At 46.1% G+C, this 22,473-nt stretch carries 23 protein-coding genes; 13 read left to right on the top strand and 10 right to left on the bottom strand.

The features are described 5' to 3' along the window. Positions 1–124: 124 nt before the first annotated feature. Positions 125–568: a CopD family protein gene (locus G367_RS0119760; protein ID WP_020414891.1), complete on the top strand. Its 444-nt coding sequence runs from the start codon at positions 125–127 to the stop codon at positions 566–568. 200 nt (positions 569–768) lie between these two features. On the opposite strand, the gene G367_RS0119755 is transcribed toward G367_RS0119760, so the two are convergent. Both G367_RS0119755 and G367_RS0119745 read right to left on the bottom strand, forming a co-directional pair. Next, positions 769–1,773: a hypothetical protein gene (locus tag G367_RS0119755; protein WP_020414890.1), complete on the bottom strand. Its 1,005-nt coding sequence runs from the start codon at positions 1,771–1,773 to the stop codon at positions 769–771. Between the two features lie 556 nt (positions 1,774–2,329). Continuing rightward, a complete protein-coding gene (locus G367_RS0119745) occupies positions 2,330–2,995 on the bottom strand; it encodes a phytanoyl-CoA dioxygenase family protein (protein ID WP_020414888.1) in 666 nt (221 codons plus the stop codon). A 1,110-nt stretch (positions 2,996–4,105) separates the two neighbouring features. Between G367_RS0119745 and G367_RS25350 the strand changes: the two genes are divergently transcribed. The 8 genes from G367_RS25350 (at position 4,106) to G367_RS0119700 (ending at position 12,629) form a co-directional block, all read left to right on the top strand. Continuing rightward, positions 4,106–4,720 carry a bactofilin family protein gene (locus tag G367_RS25350; RefSeq protein WP_020414886.1) on the top strand — a complete coding sequence of 205 codons (615 nt, stop codon included), beginning with the start codon at positions 4,106–4,108 and terminating at the stop codon, positions 4,718–4,720. Positions 4,721–4,791: 71 nt separating this feature from the next. After that, a complete protein-coding gene (locus G367_RS0119730; RefSeq protein ID WP_020414885.1) occupies positions 4,792–6,024 on the top strand; it encodes a hypothetical protein in 1,233 nt (410 codons plus the stop codon). Further along, positions 6,024–7,334, top strand: a complete 1,311-nt coding sequence (locus G367_RS0119725) for a MotA/TolQ/ExbB proton channel family protein (protein WP_020414884.1) — start codon at positions 6,024–6,026, stop codon at positions 7,332–7,334. The genes G367_RS0119730 and G367_RS0119725 overlap by 1 nt, the downstream gene beginning before the upstream one ends. Continuing rightward, complete coding sequence (locus tag G367_RS0119720; RefSeq protein ID WP_020414883.1) at positions 7,327–8,028, top strand: OmpA/MotB family protein; 702 nt, start codon at positions 7,327–7,329, stop codon at positions 8,026–8,028. The genes G367_RS0119725 and G367_RS0119720 overlap by 8 nt, the downstream gene beginning before the upstream one ends. A 65-nt stretch (positions 8,029–8,093) precedes the next feature. Next, positions 8,094–9,107: a hypothetical protein gene (locus G367_RS0119715; protein WP_157533681.1), complete on the top strand. Its 1,014-nt coding sequence runs from the start codon at positions 8,094–8,096 to the stop codon at positions 9,105–9,107. Between the two features lie 1,071 nt (positions 9,108–10,178). After that, on the top strand, positions 10,179–10,328 hold the full coding sequence (locus tag G367_RS27175) for a winged helix-turn-helix domain-containing protein (protein WP_425411213.1): 150 nt from the start codon (positions 10,179–10,181) through the stop codon (positions 10,326–10,328). Between the two features lie 50 nt (positions 10,329–10,378). Continuing rightward, the gene (locus G367_RS25345) at positions 10,379–10,708 is read left to right on the top strand and encodes a transposase (protein WP_020414880.1); all 330 of its coding nucleotides are present in this window, start codon (positions 10,379–10,381) and stop codon (positions 10,706–10,708) included. Positions 10,709–11,375: 667 nt separating this feature from the next. Continuing rightward, complete coding sequence (locus G367_RS0119700) at positions 11,376–12,629, top strand: phosphoinositide-specific phospholipase C-related protein (protein WP_020414879.1); 1,254 nt, start codon at positions 11,376–11,378, stop codon at positions 12,627–12,629. A gap of 783 nt (positions 12,630–13,412) precedes the next feature. Here the strand turns inward: G367_RS0119700 and G367_RS0119695 are convergent. Then, positions 13,413–13,910: a hypothetical protein gene (locus tag G367_RS0119695; protein ID WP_020414878.1), complete on the bottom strand. Its 498-nt coding sequence runs from the start codon at positions 13,908–13,910 to the stop codon at positions 13,413–13,415. 335 nt (positions 13,911–14,245) lie between these two features. On the opposite strand from G367_RS0119695, the gene G367_RS0119690 reads away from it, so the two are divergent. Then, entirely contained in the window at positions 14,246–14,530 is a 285-nt protein-coding gene (locus G367_RS0119690; protein WP_020414877.1) for a hypothetical protein, read from the top strand. A 269-nt stretch (positions 14,531–14,799) separates the two neighbouring features. Here the strand turns inward: G367_RS0119690 and G367_RS0119685 are convergent, their stop codons facing one another. The 4 genes from G367_RS0119685 to G367_RS0119670 all read right to left on the bottom strand — a co-directional run bounded on the left by G367_RS0119685 (position 14,800) and on the right by G367_RS0119670 (position 16,898). Next, positions 14,800–15,174 (bottom strand): hypothetical protein, encoded by a 375-nt coding sequence (locus G367_RS0119685; RefSeq protein ID WP_020414876.1) that lies wholly within the window; start codon positions 15,172–15,174, stop codon positions 14,800–14,802. After that, positions 15,167–15,721, bottom strand: a complete 555-nt coding sequence (locus G367_RS0119680; protein ID WP_020414875.1) for a sigma-70 family RNA polymerase sigma factor — start codon at positions 15,719–15,721, stop codon at positions 15,167–15,169. The genes G367_RS0119685 and G367_RS0119680 overlap by 8 nt, the downstream gene beginning before the upstream one ends. A 10-nt stretch (positions 15,722–15,731) precedes the next feature. Further along, complete coding sequence (locus tag G367_RS0119675; RefSeq protein ID WP_157533680.1) at positions 15,732–16,529, bottom strand: DUF6249 domain-containing protein; 798 nt, start codon at positions 16,527–16,529, stop codon at positions 15,732–15,734. 72 nt (positions 16,530–16,601) lie between these two features. Further along, positions 16,602–16,898 carry a hypothetical protein gene (locus G367_RS0119670; RefSeq protein ID WP_020414873.1) on the bottom strand — a complete coding sequence of 99 codons (297 nt, stop codon included), beginning with the start codon at positions 16,896–16,898 and terminating at the stop codon, positions 16,602–16,604. A 180-nt stretch (positions 16,899–17,078) separates the two neighbouring features. On the opposite strand from G367_RS0119670, the gene G367_RS0119665 reads away from it, so the two are divergent. The 3 genes from G367_RS0119665 (at position 17,079) to G367_RS0119655 (ending at position 18,952) form a co-directional block, all read left to right on the top strand. Beyond that, on the top strand, positions 17,079–17,684 hold the full coding sequence (locus G367_RS0119665) for a DUF924 family protein (protein ID WP_020414872.1): 606 nt from the start codon (positions 17,079–17,081) through the stop codon (positions 17,682–17,684). Continuing rightward, the gene (locus G367_RS0119660; RefSeq protein ID WP_020414871.1) at positions 17,684–18,301 is read left to right on the top strand and encodes a LysE family translocator; all 618 of its coding nucleotides are present in this window, start codon (positions 17,684–17,686) and stop codon (positions 18,299–18,301) included. Before G367_RS0119665 ends, G367_RS0119660 begins: the two co-directional genes overlap by 1 nt. A 357-nt stretch (positions 18,302–18,658) precedes the next feature. Then, positions 18,659–18,952: a YebG family protein gene (locus tag G367_RS0119655; protein WP_020414870.1), complete on the top strand. Its 294-nt coding sequence runs from the start codon at positions 18,659–18,661 to the stop codon at positions 18,950–18,952. 140 nt (positions 18,953–19,092) lie between these two features. Here G367_RS0119655 and G367_RS0119650 read toward each other — a convergent pair whose 3' ends face one another. The 3 genes from G367_RS0119650 to G367_RS0119640 all read right to left on the bottom strand — a co-directional run bounded on the left by G367_RS0119650 (position 19,093) and on the right by G367_RS0119640 (position 22,381). Beyond that, on the bottom strand, positions 19,093–19,488 hold the full coding sequence (locus G367_RS0119650) for an MAPEG family protein (RefSeq protein WP_020414869.1): 396 nt from the start codon (positions 19,486–19,488) through the stop codon (positions 19,093–19,095). A gap of 182 nt (positions 19,489–19,670) precedes the next feature. Next, the gene (locus G367_RS24390) at positions 19,671–20,972 is read right to left on the bottom strand and encodes an amidohydrolase family protein (RefSeq protein WP_020414868.1); all 1,302 of its coding nucleotides are present in this window, start codon (positions 20,970–20,972) and stop codon (positions 19,671–19,673) included. Further along, positions 20,969–22,381 carry an amidohydrolase gene (locus G367_RS0119640; protein ID WP_020414867.1) on the bottom strand — a complete coding sequence of 471 codons (1,413 nt, stop codon included), beginning with the start codon at positions 22,379–22,381 and terminating at the stop codon, positions 20,969–20,971. The genes G367_RS24390 and G367_RS0119640 overlap by 4 nt, the downstream gene beginning before the upstream one ends. Between the last annotated feature and the right edge of the window lie 92 nt (positions 22,382–22,473).

Genomic DNA, 22,473 nt, shown 5'->3' with positions numbered 1-22,473 from the left:
TTTTGCATGAAGTAATTCCGCTAACAATACATCAATAATATTCATCATACCGACCCGAGAAATTGGTGGGCACCAATATCATATATAGATATAGTGCTTAAAAGGATCAAACAATGGGATAGAAATGTACGAGGTAGTATTGTTTTTGCATTTGCTAGGTGCAACTGTTTGGACTGGAGGGCATCTGGTGCTCGCATGCACAATCCTCCCTTCAGCCGTAAGAAGTCAGGATATAGAATTTATCTCAAGGTTCGAAAGCAGCTATGAGAAAATTGGTATTCCTGCGCTTCTTATACAGATTCTTTCCGGTATCTATCTAGCCTTTAGCCTCTTACCCGATATATCCCAGTGGTTTAACTTCTCAAATCCGGTTTCGAGGCTTATTTCATATAAGCTAATCATATTGGGCCTTACATTCCTCCTTGCTATTGACGCAAGGATCAGGATTATTCCGAACCTGTCCACCAGAAACCTGAAGGCTCTCGCTTATCATATAATTCCAGTAACACTTCTCTCCGTTCTATTTGTATATGTAGGAATTTCCTTCAAAACAGGCTGGCTATATTAAAATGAATTCTCCACTATCATTTATTGGCTCAACCAACTGACCAGCTACTCTGCATAAATACAGCTAATCACCTACTTATTAGGCTTCTACAAAATAAAACTCCAGTTAGGTAAAGAGGGCTGCTTAACAGCAACCCTCACACCCAATCAATTAAACATACAAATAATTGATTTTAGATCAATTGAAATCAACGAAACGGATTAAAAAACTTCTTCCAAATGCTTTAAAAATGGTACCACGGTCTGATCTCTAACTTCTGGGTACATATCTCGATCGATAGTAATATGGTCCAAATTGACCCAGCTTTGAGCATACCAACCTAGATTGATATCTTCTGCTGTATAGACAAAAGAGTGCACCCCTGTAAATTCAATAACTTCATCACCGCCTGCCAGTTGACGGATATATAAATTGTCTTTATAGGGGAACTGAGCATTGAGATCAGTATAGTAGCTCAAATAAGTTGAGTTTTCCGGGTTACGGAAAAAAGAAGAAGTTACTCCCATTTCATTCTGATCCCATTTACAGACTCCATCAAAACTATGAACAATGGTTCGAATGTTACGAAAGTCCGGATCATTACGCAGAGCCTTTGCCAAGCGCATTGCTAAACAACCACCTCTGGATGACCCCGCCAAGTAGATGCTTTCAAGATTGGAAGCATAAGCTTTGGATTTTAACCAATTAAGGTAGGCACTTTCTATACGAGATTTCTCACCGCTACTCACCAAATAGTTAAATTGTGCATCAAAAGCTACGGCGAAGAAGGTATCATCTGCAGGAAAATACTCTGAATCCAGAACCTGCCGGGCAAGGGAGCGGCCATCTATGCTTCGGGAGCAGGATTTTTCTGAGATACCACAGTTTCTTTTATAGTTATCCCCCTGCCCTGTTACTGCACTTTCAGAACCGTATCCTGGTGGCTGTTGTCCTGCTGCAATAAATACCAAGTTCCGCACATCTTCTCGCGCTGGCTGCCTCAACCTTGCAATCTGAGTGTATAGCTGATGAGTATTACTGACACCTTCTTGCTCCCAAGCAAGATACTCAGTTTGAGTATCCTGCCGGGTGCACCAAAAATTATGACAATAGCGGACACGCTCCAAGTTCACCGATAAATCTGATTTAGGCTCAAACGCCTTTGCTTGAAAAGCTCCAAAAAGAATCACCCAATGAGCTAAAAACCTTATTATTTGATTATTCATTTTTCACCATTTTCAACATGATCATTCTTATATTTAGAAGGTAAAACCTCCTATCCAATCAAATAAATCAACCCCTTATCTGACCGCGCATGATTTTAACAGCCAAAATGCCACCAAACAGAGAAATCAATAAAAAAATAAATCTTAAATTTTCAAATAAACAAAGACCAACTCCAAAAAGAAAAAAACACAACAAGAAACAGGTAAGTAACAAATTGATAAGCAGCCATCAGCAATTGCCACTACTTAAAGCGCTCTTAAATTAGTCAAAATATTTATAAAAATTATCGATTTTTATAGGAAAACATGGTCACCAGCCAACCCTCAAGAAAATCGACCATCATGTAAATAATTATATTTTTAAGTGTTGACTTATTTTTTTCCCAATCTTCAAGAAGAGAGTAAAAGCAGCGGACTGCGCTCCGATAGGTATCGTCGCGCGGCTTTCTGACCTTAATTACAATGGTAACATGCAACACGAACATCTTAATTGATAGCAAGGTAGTGTAATGGGTGTCAACTCGTACATCATTATTGAAAATTGAATCTAGTTGCACTATGCCCAAGTAATCCCAGCTGGCAGCTCATAGCAACTATATTCCAAGTGTATCACTCTGCGGCGCTTAGGACATAAAGCTCTATCTGAGGCGTGAAGAATATGAGGATACATAATTAATGCAGAACCGGATTTTACCTCACAAGCAATCGGATTATGCAGTTTAACATATTTATATATTTCATCTTGCTGAAAAATCCCATATTGATGACTGCCAGGAATAAGCTTCAAGCAGCCATTACTGGCATCAGTATCATCCAGATGAATACGGATCGTAATCATTTGTTCAAGAACATGTAGAGGAGGCTGCACATGGTGAGCACCATCCTTAACACTCCAAGGGCCCCATCCAGACTTAGTAAATTTTGAAGAGACCGCTACAGACTTATCCTGATGCCAAGTGACAAGCCAGTTACACTTCTTATGCTTATCAAACAGGATACTCCTTACCAATCGAGGACGCTGAATTAAGTATTTCTGCGCTAAATTTACAATCAAGTCCGATGTAGCCAAGGCCGCTATAGAGCTATACTTTTTCTCTACATTGCGTATGCCTCCAGTTCCCCTAGCAAGCTTTAAATCTTCAAACTCATTTTGAAGAACCTCAAGCTGGCTTTTCGGAAGAATGTCATTAATTAAAGAATACCCTTTTTCCAAACCGATCATTATTTAACAACCCAAAAACGAGACTGGATTTTATGTACTTTTCACCCAACGGGCGAGTAAAAAGTTATCGATCAGAAAGTGCTTTCTTGCTGGAATTTCTATTTCCAGAAACTTTCATATAGGTTTCGCCCATTTTCGCATAGACACTACCCATATTTTGTGGTTTAGACTTTTAAGTTCTTCTTTTTTCAACCCCTTATGCATGAGGAATTGTTCCACATTTCATATTACCTACCAAGCAACACACCCCTTAGTAGTATATGGTACTGACACTGCTGCATTCGAAGCACCAATGTCACTTCCTCTAGGTCAAGGCGAGCAAAAAGTGCTCCATGTCACACTTTTAACGTGGAATCCGTGCTAAATTCAGCCCATTCAAGTCGAGGTCAGCTTGATCGATTGCCGATCCGTTAGGGTGGCTTTCGCGCTGTAAGGTAGTAACAATCCAATCTATATTGATATGTGCCAGGTAAGACTCAATACCCATCAGCAGACAATAAGCAGTGTGCCCTCCACAACAAGAAGTAAATATTTACTTACAAATTACACCTTAATGTAAAAGTAAGAATGTGACGTTATGGTGAAAAATCCCAGAAATTTATCGTCACTAGAATTAGGTAGTAGGACTATTTTTATACAGTTAAAGGTTGCGGGTTAAGTTTTGTAAATTTCTCGGTGTGCTCTCTGTTGGCAAATACCCACACCGACCTAAATTAATTTCTGGCTTGGCACAAGCCACCTGTGAAAAAGTTGAAGCTGTTAAGGGATGGTATAAAAAATCTACCAGAGATGAATATACGGATGAAACCATAACTACGTAAATCCTCTTGCTGAATGAAGTTAGCATTCAGCCAAGTGCTCCAATACCAAGAGCATGGAGAGGAGAAAAAGAGAGCTCCAGTAGTAGAAAATATTTGCGTAATGATATCCAGGTTTCTGCGAAAAAATGAACATGTATCTCCTGCCATCGCGAGACCACTGTTCTCACATTGAGCTTTCGTGATTTTTCGACTCAATGTATTAGCTGGCCTACGGATAAGACTTCAGCCGAGGGCCTGGCTACAAGAAATTTAATAGCTGACTTTTTCCACAACGAAGAGATTTATTTAGATGAGCACTGACAAAAGCAATGACTCCACACCTTTTCTAGCAGGCATGAGCGCTGGTGAGCAGCAATCATCTCTCTCGAATTCAGGCGCCAAATCAGTGCTTGGTGAGGGTATCAATTTTCGCGGTGAGTTGATCGGCACCGAAGATCTACATGTAGAAGGCACTGTAGACGGTACTGTAATTATGGTTGGCCACAACCTTTCTGTTGGTACCGGCGGCGCAGTGACTGCAAATATCCACGCAAAAAATATTGTTGTTGAAGGCACACTGGATGGCGACGCACTTGCCGATGAATTAATAGAGATCCGAAATACTGCTCAGGTAAATGGCAACCTGATTGCCCCTCGGATCAAACTCGACGACGGTGGTAAGTTCCGCGGCTCTATGGATATGGTAGATACCGACTCCGAAATGAAAGAACGTCACAAGGAATTCTCAGACCGATTGGTGCACCCAGACCTGCCGGCAACTGAAGATAAGCCTGCAAATCGTTCCCAGAACAATTCCTCCTACACTTCTAGCAGCTCAACCGCGAGTGATTCATCCCGTCTATCCGATACCAGCGACTATCTGTTCGGTACCAAGGAGACTGAAGAGGAAACAGAGGAGAGCTGAGTTAAATTCCTCAGTTGATCCTCCATACGAGCCCCGGCTATTGCCGGGGCTCTAGCTTTTAGTGTGAGAGTATGTTGCAGCATCATTCGTTTGGTATTGCCGCCTTGGTGGACGAGGTGATTCAACCAGGTGGTAAAGTATTGGATTTAGGGTGTCTCTCATTTGGCACTACACAAACCTTTTTGGAACTATCCTGCCAGACATTTATTGAGGATTTACGTAGCCTGCTGCTTGAGATCCACTCATTTGACCAGCAGACACGAACCATAAAGTTAACTAAACACCTGACTAGAAAGCCGCAACGGATAAAACTTGATGTCGTGCTCTGCTGGGACCTTTTCAACTTTATGGAGCCCGAGCTTATTACGCAATTAATTGAGGAAATCCGACCTCACTTAAAAGCTGGCACCATCTTCCATACTATGCTGTACACCGGCACAATGCCTAAAGCGCCCGCTGATTTTAAGCGTTTGTCCGGCTTCACTTTTAACTCAGAGCCCCTAGCACTGCCGGAGCCATTACCCTCATACCGATACTCGTCGCTCAACCTGATGAAAACCATGGGTAACTTTTCTCTGCGCTCCTCTCTCCTGCATAGAAAAGGCATGCGTAAAGATCTTATCGAGCTGATGTTTGAATACGGTAATGTAAAGTCACAAAACGCTGTACGCGCGGGGGGAACCTCAGCTGCAATCTCCGCCTTTAGACAAACAAGCCTTACCGAACTCCCTTTGACAGCTCTTGATCAAGCATTAATGCACACCAAGCGCTCTCCCGTCAGTAAAGCTCTGGACGTAGGGAAGAAAGCCGGAAGGAATATGCAGCACCTCCAGCGTGAGGTGGGTGAACTGTTTATTTCAGATCTCTATTCCGCAATTCTCTGGCAATGTAGCCGCAAGGTACCCTTTAATAGCGCGGTACAGGCGGCATTACGACAGGCCACCCTACCTGAAAACCTGGATTGTATTTTGCTCTGGGATCTCCTGAATTTCTTTTCCACTGAACAAATTCAGTTAATCACACATACGCTATATCAGTATCTCAGCAATAACGGTGTGATGCATTTTCTGTTGTTCAAGCAAGAGCAACTTCCAGTTAATTGTGGTGTTTTCGAGATTCAGCCATCAGGCCTTGTTGGAACCTATATCCAACCAGCTGGAAATAAGCAGACAAAGTTCCGCACTATTACCGATGTAGTGAAAGCTCTACCACAAATGAAAGTTCTAAGTCAGGGCACAGGGAGAATACCCAACGGGCCCTTTTATCACGAAATAACAATGCAGAAAGTTGTAAAGGATCAATAATGACCCAGTTTTTCTACCACTGGTTGACTAAGTTATCTCCTGAGCAGGTAACAGACACCTTTCTTATAGTTATGCTTGCCCTTGGCACTATAGCCTTGATCCTTTACCCATTTGGCAAGTTTCCACGCTTCGTAAAAGAAACTCCATCTCTACTGACCGCTCTTGGTATTCTGGGCACCTTTATCGGTATTATTCTTGGTATCTATGGTTTTGACCTTGCTGATATCGACACCTCGATTTCAGAACTTATGCAAGGTCTGGAAACCGCCTTTATGACAAGTATCTTAGGCCTTTTCCTCTCGCTGGTCTTGCGCACTATTTTCCAAATATTTAGCAAAGATCAGCCAGCCAGAGCCACTGCAGATGATATTTTGCAAGCGATCAATGACCAGCGACAGGATTTGACAAAGTTTCAACACAGTATTAGCGAAGAGGTTTTACAGTCACTAACTTCAGTTGTGGAGAAGTTTAATCAGGGACTGAACGCACAAATGGGTGATAATCTGCAGCAGTTTACTCAACAGCTGGAGGCTGTATCCCCTGCCCTGCAAGCATTAATCGATCAGCATGAGCAACACGCCGAGCTTGCTGCGATCTACCGTGAGCAAACCACATCCCTACTGATTGAGATTAACGGTGCACAAGAGAACCTTTTGCAGCTGCACCAACGTATTACTGAATTACCGGAGATCTTTAACGTTATTCCTTCGCTGGTTGAACAGCAGCGTACTCACTCCGAGCAAATCTCTGTCATGCTTAATGAACAGCAGGCATCCATTGAAGTACTGCAGCAATCTATTCCAGATATCGCACCTAAGTTTGAGTCTATTACCCAAGGAATAGAAAAAGCGAATCAGCAGTTAGGCACTCAAGTTCAACACCTAATCTCCCTGAGTGAAACCCAGGCTAAGGTTTTTGAGCAGAGGACGAATAAGGTCGTTGCTCTCGCCGATGTCCTTACTAGTATCGACCCAAAACATTTTTCCAACATTATACAAGAGACTGCAAACAGCCATCGTGAATCAATGGTTGAACTCGCACAACTTATCGCCAAGACTCACCAACAGATGATTACTGAGTTATCCCAGGTGATCACTCGTGATTTGACCAATGCAGACGTAAGCATCAAACGTCAGTATGAGCTACTGGATCAACGCTTACATAGCGAAGTCGAGAGTGTAATGGCTGCGATGGGTGATGCGCTAGGCACCCTGAGTGGTGAGTTCTCAAGGGATTTCCGCCAGTTAATCCAGCAAATGAAACGTATCGACAGTCAAGTGAAGCAGGTCGTCGGAGAGGAGCATGTTTGAGAGTGCCCACTCCAACAGCGAATCCAGCGAGAGCCAGTGGATCAGCCTATCCGATATGATGGCAGGCCTGATGATGGTATTTCTCTGTATTGCTGTCTTCGTAATGCGCTCCTTAATAGATGAACGCGCTAAGATTCGAGAGCTTGCAGAGTCTTATCGCGATACTCAACTTGCAATCTACCAAACCCTGCAACAGGAGTTTGCTAACGACCTGGATCACTGGGGAGCCTCCCTGGATAAGCAAACCCTCGCCATTTCATTTAATAATAGTGATGCCCTGTTTAAAGCGGGGGATTTCACTCTGAGTGACAATGCCCGAGAGATTATGTCCTCATTTGTACCCAGGTATATTGCTGCCCTGACTCCATATATGGACTCTATTGCCGCAATCCAAATAGAGGGACACACAAGCTCTGAGTGGGGTGAACAATCTGAACCAGAAGAAGGTTACTTTCATAATTTGCGTCTGTCACAGCAGCGATCAAGAGCGGTGATGCAGTATGCCCACTCGCTGCTACCACCGACTCAAGCGGTACTAGTCCGCGCAAAAGTTGCGGCCGTAGGCTATTCCTCTGCTCGGCCTGTACTCAATGCTAATGGTATAGAAGATCCGGATCGCTCTCGCAGAGTGGCATTCCGGGTAGTACGTGACTCTGAAAGCCATATCCTGCAAATTCTTGAGGAAGCTTTGTGAAGCCAACCAACCTCCAGCCTATTCATAAACACCAAACACAAGAGCCGCGGCACGGCTTCACGCCTATGAAAGCTACATCATGTCAACCGGAGAGTAACGATCACGGAATTCCCGCCGACAGTCCCCTATTGAAAGTACCGACGAATACTCCAAGTCGGAACAGTTTGGCAGAAGCTATCAGCTCTGGTATTCAGCTGGACTATTCAGACCTGGATAGCCTCACCTGTGGCTGGCGCTACCGTAACATTCCGGTATTTGTATTTGGCCTTGAAGAAAGCCCTTCTACGCAGGGGCATTCTTTTGGGCAAATCCATATAACCCCTAAATGCCCATCGCTAAGCAATTACCAAGGTTCACTTTGGGCGAGTAGCGACTACACTGCTGCACAAAAAGTTTTTCCACAAGATGAACTAAAGCCCTGCACCCACTGCCTGCGCCACCTCTATAGCCTGGATATTCCTGAACTTGTGCGTAAGGACCGTTTTGGAACTGTTACCGATATCGACTGGTTAATCTTTGCAAGATACTTTGCCAGCTCCATTTTCGATCAATATCCCCTCTACTGGCGAAACGGCGAACGTCCACAGAAAGTAAATTCACTCTTTAATGCTGACAACCCAAAGTATGCTTGTTCAATATGTCAGTGCCATATAAAAGCCAGCGGCTGGGCACTAAATCCAGAGTTGGCTGAACGCAGTGGTCTACCCAAAGAGATCTGTCTGCTATGTGCAGAGCGACGCGCACGTGCAGTAATAATAGCATCTCCACAAGCGGCTCTCCGAGCAGCGACACTACGCTACGAATCCCTTACGAAACAGCTAGGCAGTGAACCCCAGGCTTCATGGGCGATTGCCGAGCAGGTAGTCCCTGCTTCCTGGCTGCCTCTTGTACAGAAACTAAAAACCCTGATGGGGCCACCCAAAGTCTTTCAAGTAATTGCCCCACGAGTACTGGCCGTTTTATGCTGGCCCAGCATGGGACGTGCGATCATCGCTGATAACACCAAGGAAGCCAAGCTCCCCCAAAAATATTCGGTATGGCGGAAAGCTCAAATTGAACGTGAATTGGGGCTTGGCTAAGCGTTGTTGATATTAAGAAATTGTTCGGAGTTACACTAGTATTACCTAAAAATAATTGACTAGAGGGCAATTGGAATACATCCCTTATCGGCCCAATCAATAGAATTTCTGTCCGAAAGTGACATCCACTTTCGGACGCTAATCAAAACATATAAATTTGACGTTAAAAGTAGCCATTAAAAAAATCAATTAACAAGAATTAGTCCGCACACTATAGTCTACTAATTCAGAGGCGAACTTCCCACCGCTATTCCCCTGTTCAACTTTCCCACATTAAAGCCATTGCCACTTGGGCCCATCAGGATAAAGCCTTAGTTTTTGCCCCTGAATGTGAGTGCGGCCATTATATGTATGTGAGCTACCATCAACAGTATCCCTGATTACTGTACCAAGAAAACTTTGATACCATTTCCCTGTATAAAATGGATCTTGATTGTTTTTTGCGCGTAGTGCGTAAATTTTTGAAGAGATACCAAATTGGATTTTTGTCACCCTTAGGTCAACATTGTTTTTTCCAGCTCTTCCTTAAATTACTCCATGTAGTTACTGGTAGGTGGGTAATGACCACTAAAATTGTTAATTAGTTCTACTCTCCCATTTGCCACAGATATATGTCCTGCCGCAGCAACTGGTTGCCCAGACAAAAATGCCGAATGATTCTGAATGTCACCGACTTTATTACCGCAAAAGATACGTCCATTTTTATCCATAACAAACACCCAGGAGCCGCCAGGATTAGTATTCAGCAGTGTTGCCACGTCAATATAGCAATCCATTTTAAATATCGGCTCGATAATTTACGCGTTCCTCTTCCTTTATATAAGGCACAAAGACACCGCTATTAAAGTTTTTGGTTGCTAATCTGGTATCTCTATAGTTCGGTACAATATCCAAATGGATATTATTAATGCGATAAAATTACACTGGCACTGGATGTTTCCAGTCGAGTAGTACAAAATTGGATCAATGCTTATAAAGCAGAGGACTTTAAAGCATTGGCCTCTAGAAAGCGCGGCTACCCGGAAGGTACGAACCGCAGGCTAACGGTAGAGAAAAAAAGCTTCAAAACAAATCTCAGATGAGCAGCCAGATCAGCTCAAGCTTGACTATATCCTGTGGGCACGCAAGGCAGTCATGGAGTTAATCGAACCTGAATGCGATTTGAAGATGCCAATTCGCACCGTCGGTGATTATCTGAAACGCCGAGGCTTTACGCCATAGAAGCCTGCCAAACGGGCCTATGAACAAAACCCGAAAGCCGTTAAAAATGGATGGAGGAAGATTACCCAGGCATTAAACAGCAAGACGCAGAGATTTACTGGGGTGATGAAACAGGCATTCGCAGCGATTGCCAGCATGAGCATGGCGATGCACCAAAAGGAAAAAATTCCATTGTGAAGCTGAATGCCACGCTTACTTCACTCAATATGATATCCGCGATTTCAAACCAAGGAACAGTGCGTTTTCAAATTTACAAAGGAAGTATGAATGCCGATAGGCTGATTGACTTTCTCAAGCGATTAACCAAAAAATCGGAACTTAAAGTTTATCTCATCCTGGACAATCTTAGGGTCCACCATGCACAAGTCATTAATGCTTGACTGGCAGAGCACGGGGATGAGAAAGAAATCTATTATTTACTATCATATTCACCTGAACTGAATCCAGATGAGTATTTGAATTGTAACCTTAAAGGGGGGCATTCACAGTAGTATGCCAGCCCGACTCATGGAGAAACTGAAAAGCAAAGTACTTTCTCATATGAGAATGTTACAAAAAAGCCCGCGTGTGTAGCAGCCTATTTCCGACATAAATCAATTAAGTACGCGGCATAATTAAACGATTTATCCGCCGGATTAACAATAAGAAAAGTAATCGAGGCCCTCAAACGAAGTCAGCAAAGGCTTTAAGGGCCCGCTCAATTACGTTAACTAAAGACATGTTAGATTCTTAAAGTTAATTGTCGCCTACTATATTGCCATAACGCCAACAAGTCCACAAAAATGACTAATTCTTTCAACAAAGGATACAACAAACCTTAAAGCCAACAACATAAAATCAATAAACATTTTATAATACCAAAGATGTTTAATTTAATTAGACATCGAAAGCTTACATTAAAAGTTGTAGATATTTTCCAAGGAAATGGATAAATCAGCCAGGCTATTTTCAGTTTAAAATATAGAAATCCCGCTGAACTTCTCAATTTCTTGCCACACTTTTCAACTCACACACCCACCAATTTTCGGAATAAACTTGGATTAATCGATGAATAACATAGTCAAAACAACCACCCTCTCTACCTTATTATTGACTAACTTTATTGTTTCCCTATCTGTTTCCGCGGGAGAGTTCACACTTGATTCTAACGATTGGCGTATCCGTGCGCTTAAGATTCAAAACGATATAGATCTCGATGTACCGCTAAGAGAAGGTTTCAGACTGGGAACACACAACTCCTTTAACGCTGAGGAGTATGCCAATGCATTCCGCTATGTAGATCCAAATCAAAAGCTGTCCTTGAACGATCAACTAGAAGCAGGCGTTCGCAGAATCAACTTCGATGTGCATGAATTTTTTAGCTTCAGCACCTGGAAAACTGAACTCCTGCTTTGCCATGGCACATCCAATCATTGGGGATGCAGTTCATTTGATCGCAGGTTAATTCAAGGGCTCAATGAAGTGAAAAGTTGGCTTGACAAAAATCCAGATCAAGTCATAGAGATAAAAATTCAAGATGAAATGGATGGAGAGCACAATGAATTTATAGCACGAGTGGAAGAGTCTATGGGAGAGCTGGTCTATCGCCCAAACGGGGGCTGTAGTAAGGTGCCAGCAGACCTTACCGATAGAGATATTTTAAATGCAGGCAAGCAAGTTTATTTTACTGGGAATTCCGCCTGTAATGATGATAATTATCAAAGCCTGGTGTTCAAGAATCACGAAGGTGGACTTTCTTACGATCGCAATGAGGTTCTCAATGGTGTCTGCCCGGAAAACCCAGAGAGTGGCATAATGTCAGTTTCAGAGGATCGGACAAATTTATCCGGGGGCAGCGATGATAAGACCACTAATGCCAGCGAATTATTGATACTTATGGAATGTGGCCTAAATTCTACCGGACTGGATATGTTGGGCTATACAAATTCGGACAGAATCGCAGCAGCTGTATGGAGCTGGGATGTCAATGAGCCGAACAATGCTGGCAGTACAAGCAATGAAGACTGCGCACTATCCAGAGCCAACGGCCGCTTCAACGATTTGAATTGCACTCAGATAAAATCCTTTGCTTGTGAAAATGCCCAAGGTGACTGGTATATCACTAGCTCACAGGGAATCTGGAGTGAAGGTATGACCATCTGTCACGCAGAGACCAATGGCGTATATCAATTCTCTGTACCCACCAGTCCTTATAAAAATACAAAGTTAGTACAAGCAAAAGAATCTGTATCAGTAGATCAAGTCTGGTTGCATTACTCTGATATTGCTGAGGAAGGAAAATGGGAGGCAAGTCATCCATAACCTAAAGAGCCTATCATTAGATATTGATAGCTGATCTGAGAGCCCGGCTGGATAGTTTTGACCATCCGGCCGTCAAAAAAACCACTGAAATTATTACTCGAATTACGACCAAAAGAATGGCTAAATAGATCCATTATTAAAGCCACTAAAACAATTTGAAAATTCTACAACATATAATTTTATAATGAAATGAAAAGGCTATAAGCTCCCTTCATTCAAGATAGAATTGTTTAATTCCTCAAACATGTACCCATGCAAAGCAAATTTTATTTTTTATACCCTGTCGATAATATTTGTTGATGATCAATCACTTTTACATATACCCTACTAGGTGTTCTAAAGGTACAAATCAATTCTGGACAGTCATCAAAAGAAAATGGCAATAACCTCAGTAAATATTGGTACTCTTGGCTTCGAATTAAAATAGATAAAAGTTTTGACTAGTCTGATGCTAATTCAATTGGGTGGGCATGGATTAAGCATAGGATGGCCGACATCAACGATGAGCTTCACTGGGGAATAGGCTTATAGATAGCTGGTGAGAGGGAAAGAGGGAATACACTGCGTTCAGGATCGTATGAGGCATGGATACCGATTTCAAGCTTAAAAGAGTGTATTCACAGCGCTTCTCGAGTGCAGTGTACTCTTACTCTCTGACCCAGTAGTACGCCGCCAGCTTCTGTGAAGTATCTCAAGGAAAAATCAGATAAAGAACAATATAGGAGGCTATTTAATGTACTTTTCGCTCAGAGAATATAAATAACCAACCTCTACCAATAAAAGCTACTGATTTAGCCACTTACATTCTAACTTTTCATTCTCAGTAAAAGTCTCACTTGAATAGAAACTTAAACCGCGATTGAACTGGTATCCAGCCTTTACACCAGTGGCACGGTCAGATGGTTCATTTAGATGGTTAAACGTCACTATACACTCCAGCACAACCATTTGATTTTTTATGGAGCGTGAAAACTCCATTGATGCAATCAACACAGGCTGATTGAGCTGGTCACCAAAGTTAGCGGATCTGTTAACCCTGGTTAATACCTGCCTGGAATCTCCACTGGCCAGTAACTTCAAATCAAAAGCAGCCTTAGCTCCATAACAATCAAGTTTTTTATTAATAAATCTATCAGGCATTCTCAACAGCGTTGCAGCTTCCGGACATTCATCATCAAGCCCACTCGAAAACCTCATAGATCCTTTAACGTTTCTCTCCCATGCCTCTTCCGCGGCTCTATCAAGTGGCCTGCGGACACACCCAAACTGCCCAGCTGCCATTGATTAACTCTTACCTCTTTCGAAACCCTTTCCGTAGGCGAGCTAATATGGGAAGCTCTGTTTTTTGTCCATACATTTAAAAAAGTAGTAGAGTAAAGAGGTTCGATCGGGAAGCACTACAGACAATCATGAATGTGATCTAGAGGGAGGGTGATGAAGCTTACCCTGTTAAGGCGCTCTAAGAGACACTCGGCATTACCCGCTCAAACTTCTACAATTCCCTTGGAGCACGTGAGGAGTTATTCCTTGAAATATTGAATATGTATTTTGTGTAGCCCCCAGACTTTGTACTGTATAAAAGTGAACCGGAAGAGGAGATACTGAAAGAAATATTCATGATCCACCGCAATGTTTGTTTAGCTAGGGCAAGTACCCCATATCATTGCGGTAGCCTTGCTGCTAATAACATTGCCGGGCTTGTTGGGAGGGACGAAAAAGTCAGCCCGACACTCTCCAGAGCTCCAGAGACAACTCTTAAGCACTTCGAACAATTGCTAACTCTTTCAGAAGAAAAAAGGGAATTCGATTGTGAGGATATACACTTTACTGCGCTTGCCTTAAAGAGTGTGTTACTCGGAATAAATCTGCTTTCCAAAGTAATTTATGATGAGGGGGACTAAATATCTACAGGCCCACATTTACATTTGAGGAAAATATCCACCGGCACCGTGGTGGCAGGTTAGACGTTAACCCAGTATCAGAGCACCGTGTCGAGCATAGCACTGTCCATGGCTATACAAAAAAGAGAGAAGAAATTAAAAGCATACCCTCTACAGTACGAAGTCACTATTTAAAAGTGTTCCAATTAGCGGAGGAGCAAAATTTTATCTGCCCCCACTTGGTAGTGGGGGCAGGCCGATAATCCCTATTTATTACTATTAGGAATTAATCAGCGACGTGCAGCAAAAATACCGCCAGCCATCACCACTAGCGAGGAGAGCATTCCAACGCCAACCAGACTGTAAAGGCTGATGGACTGGCGCGCTGCTTCACTCAATACTTCACCAAATGGAAATTGCCAGGCCACGATTCCTGAGGCTGCCAACACAGCGATGTATTGTGATCGGCTGGCACGGCGCTCACTATCCTTTGAAGGCGCAGGCAGTTTTGCCATCACGCTTTCACAGAAGCCATCGTCGTCCAGGTAGGGCTCATCGAACTGCAGCTGTTCGCTTAGCCAGGCATCGAACTGTGGATCTTTGCCCTCTATAGCAACATCGTTCAAGGTGCCACCCTTAGTGTTCCGCTGTTCAAAATTAACCATTTACCACCTCCTCGCGCCATGGCTGGAGCAAGCTGCGCAGCTTGGCCCTCGCGCGATTCACATGGGATTTTACCGTACCCAGCGGCAACTTCATAATGCTTGCCGCCTCCTCATGGGAAAAGCCCCTCTGCATACACAGATGTATCGCCTGACGCTGGGCATCGCTCAGGCTACTCATAGCAGAGTTTAGATCCCTTGCCATACCCAGTTGCTGGGACTCTTCCACAGTCTCTTCTGCTTGAGCTCTGTCGACCGCCTCCTGATCCACATCTGGCGCATTCTTGCGTTTGTGGCTCATGACGAGATTGTAGGCGATACGGTACAACCAGGTGCTGAACCGGGCATCCCCCCGAAATGCCGGCAACGCCTTGTAGGCCTTGATAAAGGCCTCCTGCGCCATATCGTCCGCCAGGCCCTGGTCGCCATCACACAGCTGACGGAGCGAGAATCGCAGCTGTGACTGATAGCGGCGAACCAGCTGAGCATATGCCCGCTGGTCCCCGTCTTCGACGGTGCGCCTGATCAAATCCTCATCATTGAGGTCCATATTCGGGTCCTTACACCTGCTTGTTATCGAGCTTCCAGTTGATAAAGCGGGCCAGGCCGATAAACAGTGGGATCAAACCCAGACTACCTACACCAAAGCCTGCCAGGGCCGTCAGCCAGATAAACACCGCTGCACCCACAGCAATCAGGGTGATGCCTCTATCTGCAGGACTCCTGGGGCTGTTGCCTTCGAGCATATCCAGCATCTCAGGCGGTACATCGCGACCTTCAGCAACCATGCGGTTGATATTTTCCACAACCAACTGTTTCTTGCGGTAGCTGTTATGAGTCACCAGCCAGACAATCAGCACCGGCATCCCAAAAATGCAGATCAGAGCGATTATTGGTACCAGCCAGGACTCCAAGGGCTCAGTGTTATGCGCCCTATCCCAAAACCTGGCCTTGTGGTCGTAATGCCTGGTCAAACCGATTTCGACATTCTCCGGAACCTGATCCAGGGCCTCCTCAACCACTTGGCCCCGATCGTCGAGAATGCCTTTGCTCTCAAGCTTCTCAATAATCCGCTGACTCAGTGGCCCACCAAAATCGGTACCCAGATCTACTTTGACTTCACTGCGCTCGCCATCTTCACCCTGGGTTTTAATAGTGAGCACGCCGTTGTCATCACGCATAATCCGCACCCGTGAGTTCGGCTCGGACGCTTCGGCATCAATCGATGGTGGAGCAGGAGGCTTCGGCATCTCCGTGCTGTCATCCTGTGCCCAGCTACCCAGGGCGGCAAATGCAGCCACCAGAGTTACCAGCCAGCGAGCGCCAGCCCGCATGGATTGTGAATTTCTCGCTCTCATTTTTTACTCTCTGATCATTCTCGTTATATGTGCTGTTGCACCGTCGGGGATACCCAAAACCACTTTTTGGCCTTACATGACTGTGAGGCGACCTTTTGAATAAGGGCTCGGTGTGGCGCCCTGTTTAGGCTTATCCTCAGCTACATGCACCGGATAGGGGAATCCGATGCTCTGTGAATCAGCTTTTGCCTTACACTCATTGAGCTTCGCCATAAAATGCCGGTCAGTCTTCTCAGTGAGCTGCCGGTGGATGTCTTCCACAGAAAAGCCCAGCTCTACCGCCCTGGCTTCTGCCGCTTGCATGCCGCTGAGCGCCAGTAACAGTACGGCGCAAAATTGTACCTTCTTAAATGATCCCGCAGTAAACATTGTGACCTCCAGATCGTTTCTCCTTGTACACCTCTATGACGGGACTAGCCTCAGGTTTGGATGCAGATGCATAAAAATTTTTTCGCGCCACCCTTCCGGTAGCACCATCTCCCTCTGCGGCTGGACCAACAGGTATAAAAGTCGCAATAATCCAGACCACTAAAAAACGAGTTCAGGTTGATGTCTTCAATAGTGGATGTGCTGACATTCTGGTTCGGCGGCCCAACGCTGGGCCACTTGCCATCCAAATCGCAGCAGCAACGCTGGTTTGCAGCGACGCCAGCGTTAGATCGCGAGATACGGTGCGACTTTGGCAGGGTTACCGAGCGGGCTCTGGAGGGAAGACTGCCCCATTGGCGCCAAACCCTGCGAGGCGAGCTTGCCCTGGTGCTCCTATGCGATCAGTTCGCTCGCAATATCTATCGCGGTAACGAGAAAGCCTTTGCGGGAGACCTCCTCGCGCTGGAAGTTACCGAAGATATCCTACGGCGCGGAGACACCGGCAGACTCGGACTATTTCAGCAAATATTCGTGGGTATGCCGCTGGAGCACAGTGAAAAACTCCCGATGCAACGACGCTCCGTGGCATACTTCAGCCAGTTGCAGCGACAGTACCAGGGTGACCCAAGTGTTGCCCCATACCTTGCGACCCACTATCGATACGCCCTGGCTCATCAGGCAGTGATTGAGCAGTTTGGGCGCTATCCGCACCGCAACGCGGCACTCGGCCGCGAATCTACAGATGAAGAGAAACAATGGCTGGCACAAGGGGGCGGCTTTAAATAATGGATTTACTCGGTTGGTTATCACTCGCAGGTATCTGTGCACTCGGGGCCATGTCTCCTGGGCCCAGTCTATTGATCGTAATGCGCTCTTCCGCATCAGGGCTCCAGCAGGGGCTCGCCAGTGCAATCGCCCATGGGGCTGGTGTCGCCATCTATGCCGCCCTCACCGCTTTTGGTCTAGCCGTACTAATTACCAGCTCACCACTGCTGTTCAGTATTTTGCAATGGGCCGGTGCCGCCATGTTGGTGTATTTAGGCTGGAAGGCCCTGCGCGCACCAGCACCGGGCTCCAGCACCACCAAATTGGAGGCACCAAAACAAAGTACTCAGCGCGCAATCGCGCAGGGTTTTGGTGTAGCCTTTTTTAACCCCAAAATTGCAGTGTTCTTTACTGCCTTATTCAGTCAGTTTGTATCGGAGCAACAGACTCTTACCACTAAGTTGGGAATGGCCGCCGTAGCTTCCGGGATAGATACCCTCTGGTATTGCATCATCGCCTTGGCAGTACATGCCAGCCGCAAGCGTCAGTTAGTCAGCAAGCACCTGGGCCACCGCATCCAGCAATTGTTTGGCCTATTGCTGATCGGACTAGCTGCAAAGCTCGTATTGACGATCTGATTTCCTTCGATTGACGGCCACAGCCCAGAGTCAGAAAGGGCAAAAGACAGTGCCGAGAGGCCTGCTCGATAACCAAGCGGCAATTGACGCTTACATTTAAAAAAAACAGGCCCGGTTTACGGGCCTGTGATAGCGGAGTTTGCAACTCGGTACCTGGGGGTTACACCGAGCTGCGAAGCGGCATTATGACAGCCTTAAAAATTCCCTGTATTCAGGCTATCGCAACCCTCTCTCTCCTGACCGCAATTAATTTCCCGCCTATTTGTCGACCCCTGCGTTGACACTGAATATTTATACAGTTACTGTATGGTCATACAAAAAAATTGGAATGTCTGAAAGGCAATTGGGAGGCACATCATGGCCGTAGTAGCTGTTTGGAAATGTGATCGAGACGGAGCAATGTTCGACAACAAAAAAGATGCTGAAGAACACGATAAGATGCTGGAACTGGCTGCCAACATCACCTCACTAATAGAGCGCCATATCGAAGGTATTGATGAACAGACTGGCGAAGAAATAGGGCTGTTGTTGGCCAAGCGCCGCGATTCACTAGCCAAAGCCTGCAAAGGCAAACCGGAGGCTCTGCTGGAAGGGGACAGTGCAGAGGAAACCTCTGATGAAACTGTTACTCCCTTTGCCGCCAACCAGTAAGTGCTTGTAGTTTCATCCCTGTACTCTGCCCGGTTAAGCCGGGCTTTTTTATTATCCCCCCCTCAACTATTTGATGATTAACCAGTGTCGCTGGCCATGCTCACCTCTCTCTAACCAGCGATACCCTTCTTGCCCGCTGTTTACAGAGCTTTCACAGCCTGAACAATATTAACTACGGCCAAAGCCAATATCACCACCCAGCTGATCAGCGTACCCCAAAAACGCCCCATGTGTGTCCCACCTTTACCGGCAGTTAGACCATATGCGTGGAAAATACGGGAAAGTAAAAATGAAATCCCAAATATATGCAGCCAAATTTGTGATAAACCACCCAGTTCAGCAAGTAAAAGTAGTAACAGTGCTATAGGTGTATATTCAATTGCATTCGCATGCACTCTCACTCGGATCTCATTAGAGCGATCATCACCGGTGCCAATTCCCACACGCTTAGTGCGGCGAAACTGCACCACCCTTAGTGCCAGGTAGATAATCAGGATTGCACAGAGACTGGTATAAAGTGCCGTAACATAGGCCATTAGGTCGATCCTTTTTCTTATTCATCAGACTGTTGGAATATAGCTGTAAAGACTATATTGCTGCCACACAGATCCTATACAACAAGCAAGGCTTTTTTGCTCATTGTCTTAATTTCCTGTAGGCAGATAACAAAAGAGCGGGCAATACCCGCTCTTTACTTCACAGCTATGGCCAGGCCAAATTAATATTGGTAGCCAAAATTGTGACCCTTGGTGGGCTTCAAATGGCGATCTCGCAAACGGGTAGAACGAGTAACGAGAGATTGAGGTTCACCCTCAATCAATACCTGTTCCGGGTAGCTGGTAACTTCCAGGGGATCTCCGCTCCAAACGACGATATCAGCCACTGCACCCTGCTCCAGTGTCCCGCCCTGCAGATTGAAAATATCAGCCACATTGCTGCTGATAGACTTCAGGGCTTCCTCATAAGGTAGGCCATGAGCAACAGCATTACCGGCCGACTGGCGAGATAGATACACATTGTGGGTAGAAGCGTAGTCGGGCCCACTAATAGCCACTTTTACACCTGCCTTGGTAAGTAACGCCGCATTATCGAGGCGCGCACCCAGGCTGGAAAAGGAAATAGGCAAGTTATTGATAGCATCAATAACCACTGGCACCTGGGCCTCAGCCAGCTGATTCGCTACCATCCAGCCCTCAGCTGCTCCCAGCACCACCAGTTTCACACTGAAGGCCTTGGCAAGCTCAATTGCACCGAGAATATCGCTCGCGCGATTGGCGGTAATGACCAAAGGCTCCCTACCACTCACCACCGGCTGTAAGGCCTCCAGATCTGCCAAACTGTAATCCAGTTCACGCCACTCACCACGACGAATCGCAGCGCGATTTTCCCGGTACTCCTTCGCTTCACTCAAGGCCTTCTCAACCTTGGCATAGGCATTGGCACGACTGCCGCCAGCTAACTGTGCACCGGCCTCTCCTAAATAGGCCTTCTGGGCTACATCTTTGGCTTCTACACTATCGAACTCACCATTCAGCTTAATAGCAAAGCTGCGCCCGGCGAATACGCGCTGGGCTTCAACAGCACCGTCATCCCAGGTGCTGATACCGGGAAAAACTACAGCACTGGTCACGCCCCCTGCGCGATTGAAAGGAATCAAAGTAGATTTAGGGTTGTAGGCGGGCAGCGGATTAAATGCACTGCCAATACTCTCACCAGTTACCGACTGATCATTTGTTGAGCTGGCAGCACTGATTTCCACCAGACCAAGCTCGGAAACCGGCGCTATCACTCCCGGAGTGACTACTTTGCCTTGTGCATCAATTACCCGGTCAGCAGTAACGCTCAGGGAGGGGCCTACCTGCTCCACTTTGCCACCGACAACAAGTACATCGGCAGACTCCAAACTGCCTTTGTCCCCCAAGGTATGCACCTTGCCACCCTTGATAAGGATGCTCTCTGCCTGGGCACTAGCGGCCAGAACTCCGAGGGCAAACGCACAAAAAACAACTACTCTTTTCACTGCCGCTCTCCCTCTGCATTGAGAATACCCAGCTCAAAATCGCTGCGTGGTTGGCGCTTTTCATCAGCGCGGTCATACATCAGTTCACCATCGATAAATACTTGATCGACGTGGGTGTAAACACTGAAGGGATTACCAGACCAAACCACAACATCAGCCATTTTGCCCTTCTCCAGGCTGCCAGTTTGTTCTTCGATACCCAACGCCTTAGCAGGGTTTGATGTCATCCAGGCAACGGCATCCTTGGGTTGGATATCAAAACCCGCGCGTCGGCCCGCAGTCATCGCTTTGGCTACCTCTTCATTCAGGTGCTGCACGCCCACACCGGAATCGGAGTGGATCATAGCGCAGGCTTTGGCCTGGTCGACAATCGCAATATTCGCCTCGGTCATATCAAAGGCTTCATGCTTAAAGCCCCACCAATCGGCCCACATCGCTGCGCAAACATCGTTTTCTGCCAGCAGGTCGGCTACTTTGTAGGCCTCAACTGCGTGGTGGAAAGTAGAAACCTTAAAGTCGAACTCTTTAGCAACATCCATCATTACGGCCATTTCCTCACCGCGATAGCAGTGATTGTGCACCAGGATATCGCCGTTCAGCACACCCGCCAGGGTTTCCATCCCCAGGTCGCGCTCGGGCTCATCGCCGCCATTCTTTACATAGTCTTCCCATTTCTTCTTGTAGCTGCTGGCTTCAATCCAAGCTTTACGATAGCCAGCCACATTCCCCATACGCGTTGAGGGAGAAGTACCCTTGCCACCGTAAACACGCTTGGGGTTCTCACCACAGGCCATCTTCAAACCATAGGGCGCACCGGGGAATTTCATATCCTGCACACTGCGGCCGGGCACATTCTTCAGGGTTACACTGCGGCCGCCGAACAGGTTGGCGGAACCTGGTAGAATTTGCAAAGTGGTAACGCCACCTGCCAGTGCCAACGGGAACTGGGGGTCCTGGGTCCATACGGAGTGCTCTGCCCACACTTGCGCAGTATTGGGCGAAGTCATCTCATTGCCGTCTTGAGAGGATTCGATAGAGGGTGCCGGATAATCACCCAGATGGGAATGCACATCAATAATACCGGGGGTAACCCATTTATCCCTGCCATCCACCACCAGGGCTCCTTCCGGAGCCTTCAGGTCTTTACCGACCTGGGCAATCTTGCCACCTTCCAATAACAGATCTGTATTTTCCAGTTGCTCGCCAGTACCGGTGAGTAAAGTGGCCCCCTGAATCAGGACCGGACGGGACTGACTGACTGAATAAGTGGAGGGAAAGGCATCCAGGCGGGCGAAGTCCAGGGATCTCTGCTCGCTCTCAACCTTCTTCTCTCCGCAAGCGGACAGCAGCAACGTGGCACAAAACAGAGCCACGACACCGCGCCCGAAAACTCGAGAATGCAGCTGCATAGTAAATCATCCAATGGTTTTGAATATAGCGGTAAATGCTATCAGGTTGTTACGCTGTAGCCACTACTTGACCGTGCAAAAGTTTTAGCCCT

Origin of the sequence: Microbulbifer variabilis ATCC 700307 (genome assembly GCF_000380565.1) — a bacterium.
GTDB classification, from domain to species: Bacteria; Pseudomonadota; Gammaproteobacteria; order Pseudomonadales; family Cellvibrionaceae; genus Microbulbifer; species Microbulbifer variabilis.
Note: the sequence above shows the minus strand (reverse complement) of the source record. Positions and strands in the feature narration are given on the sequence as shown.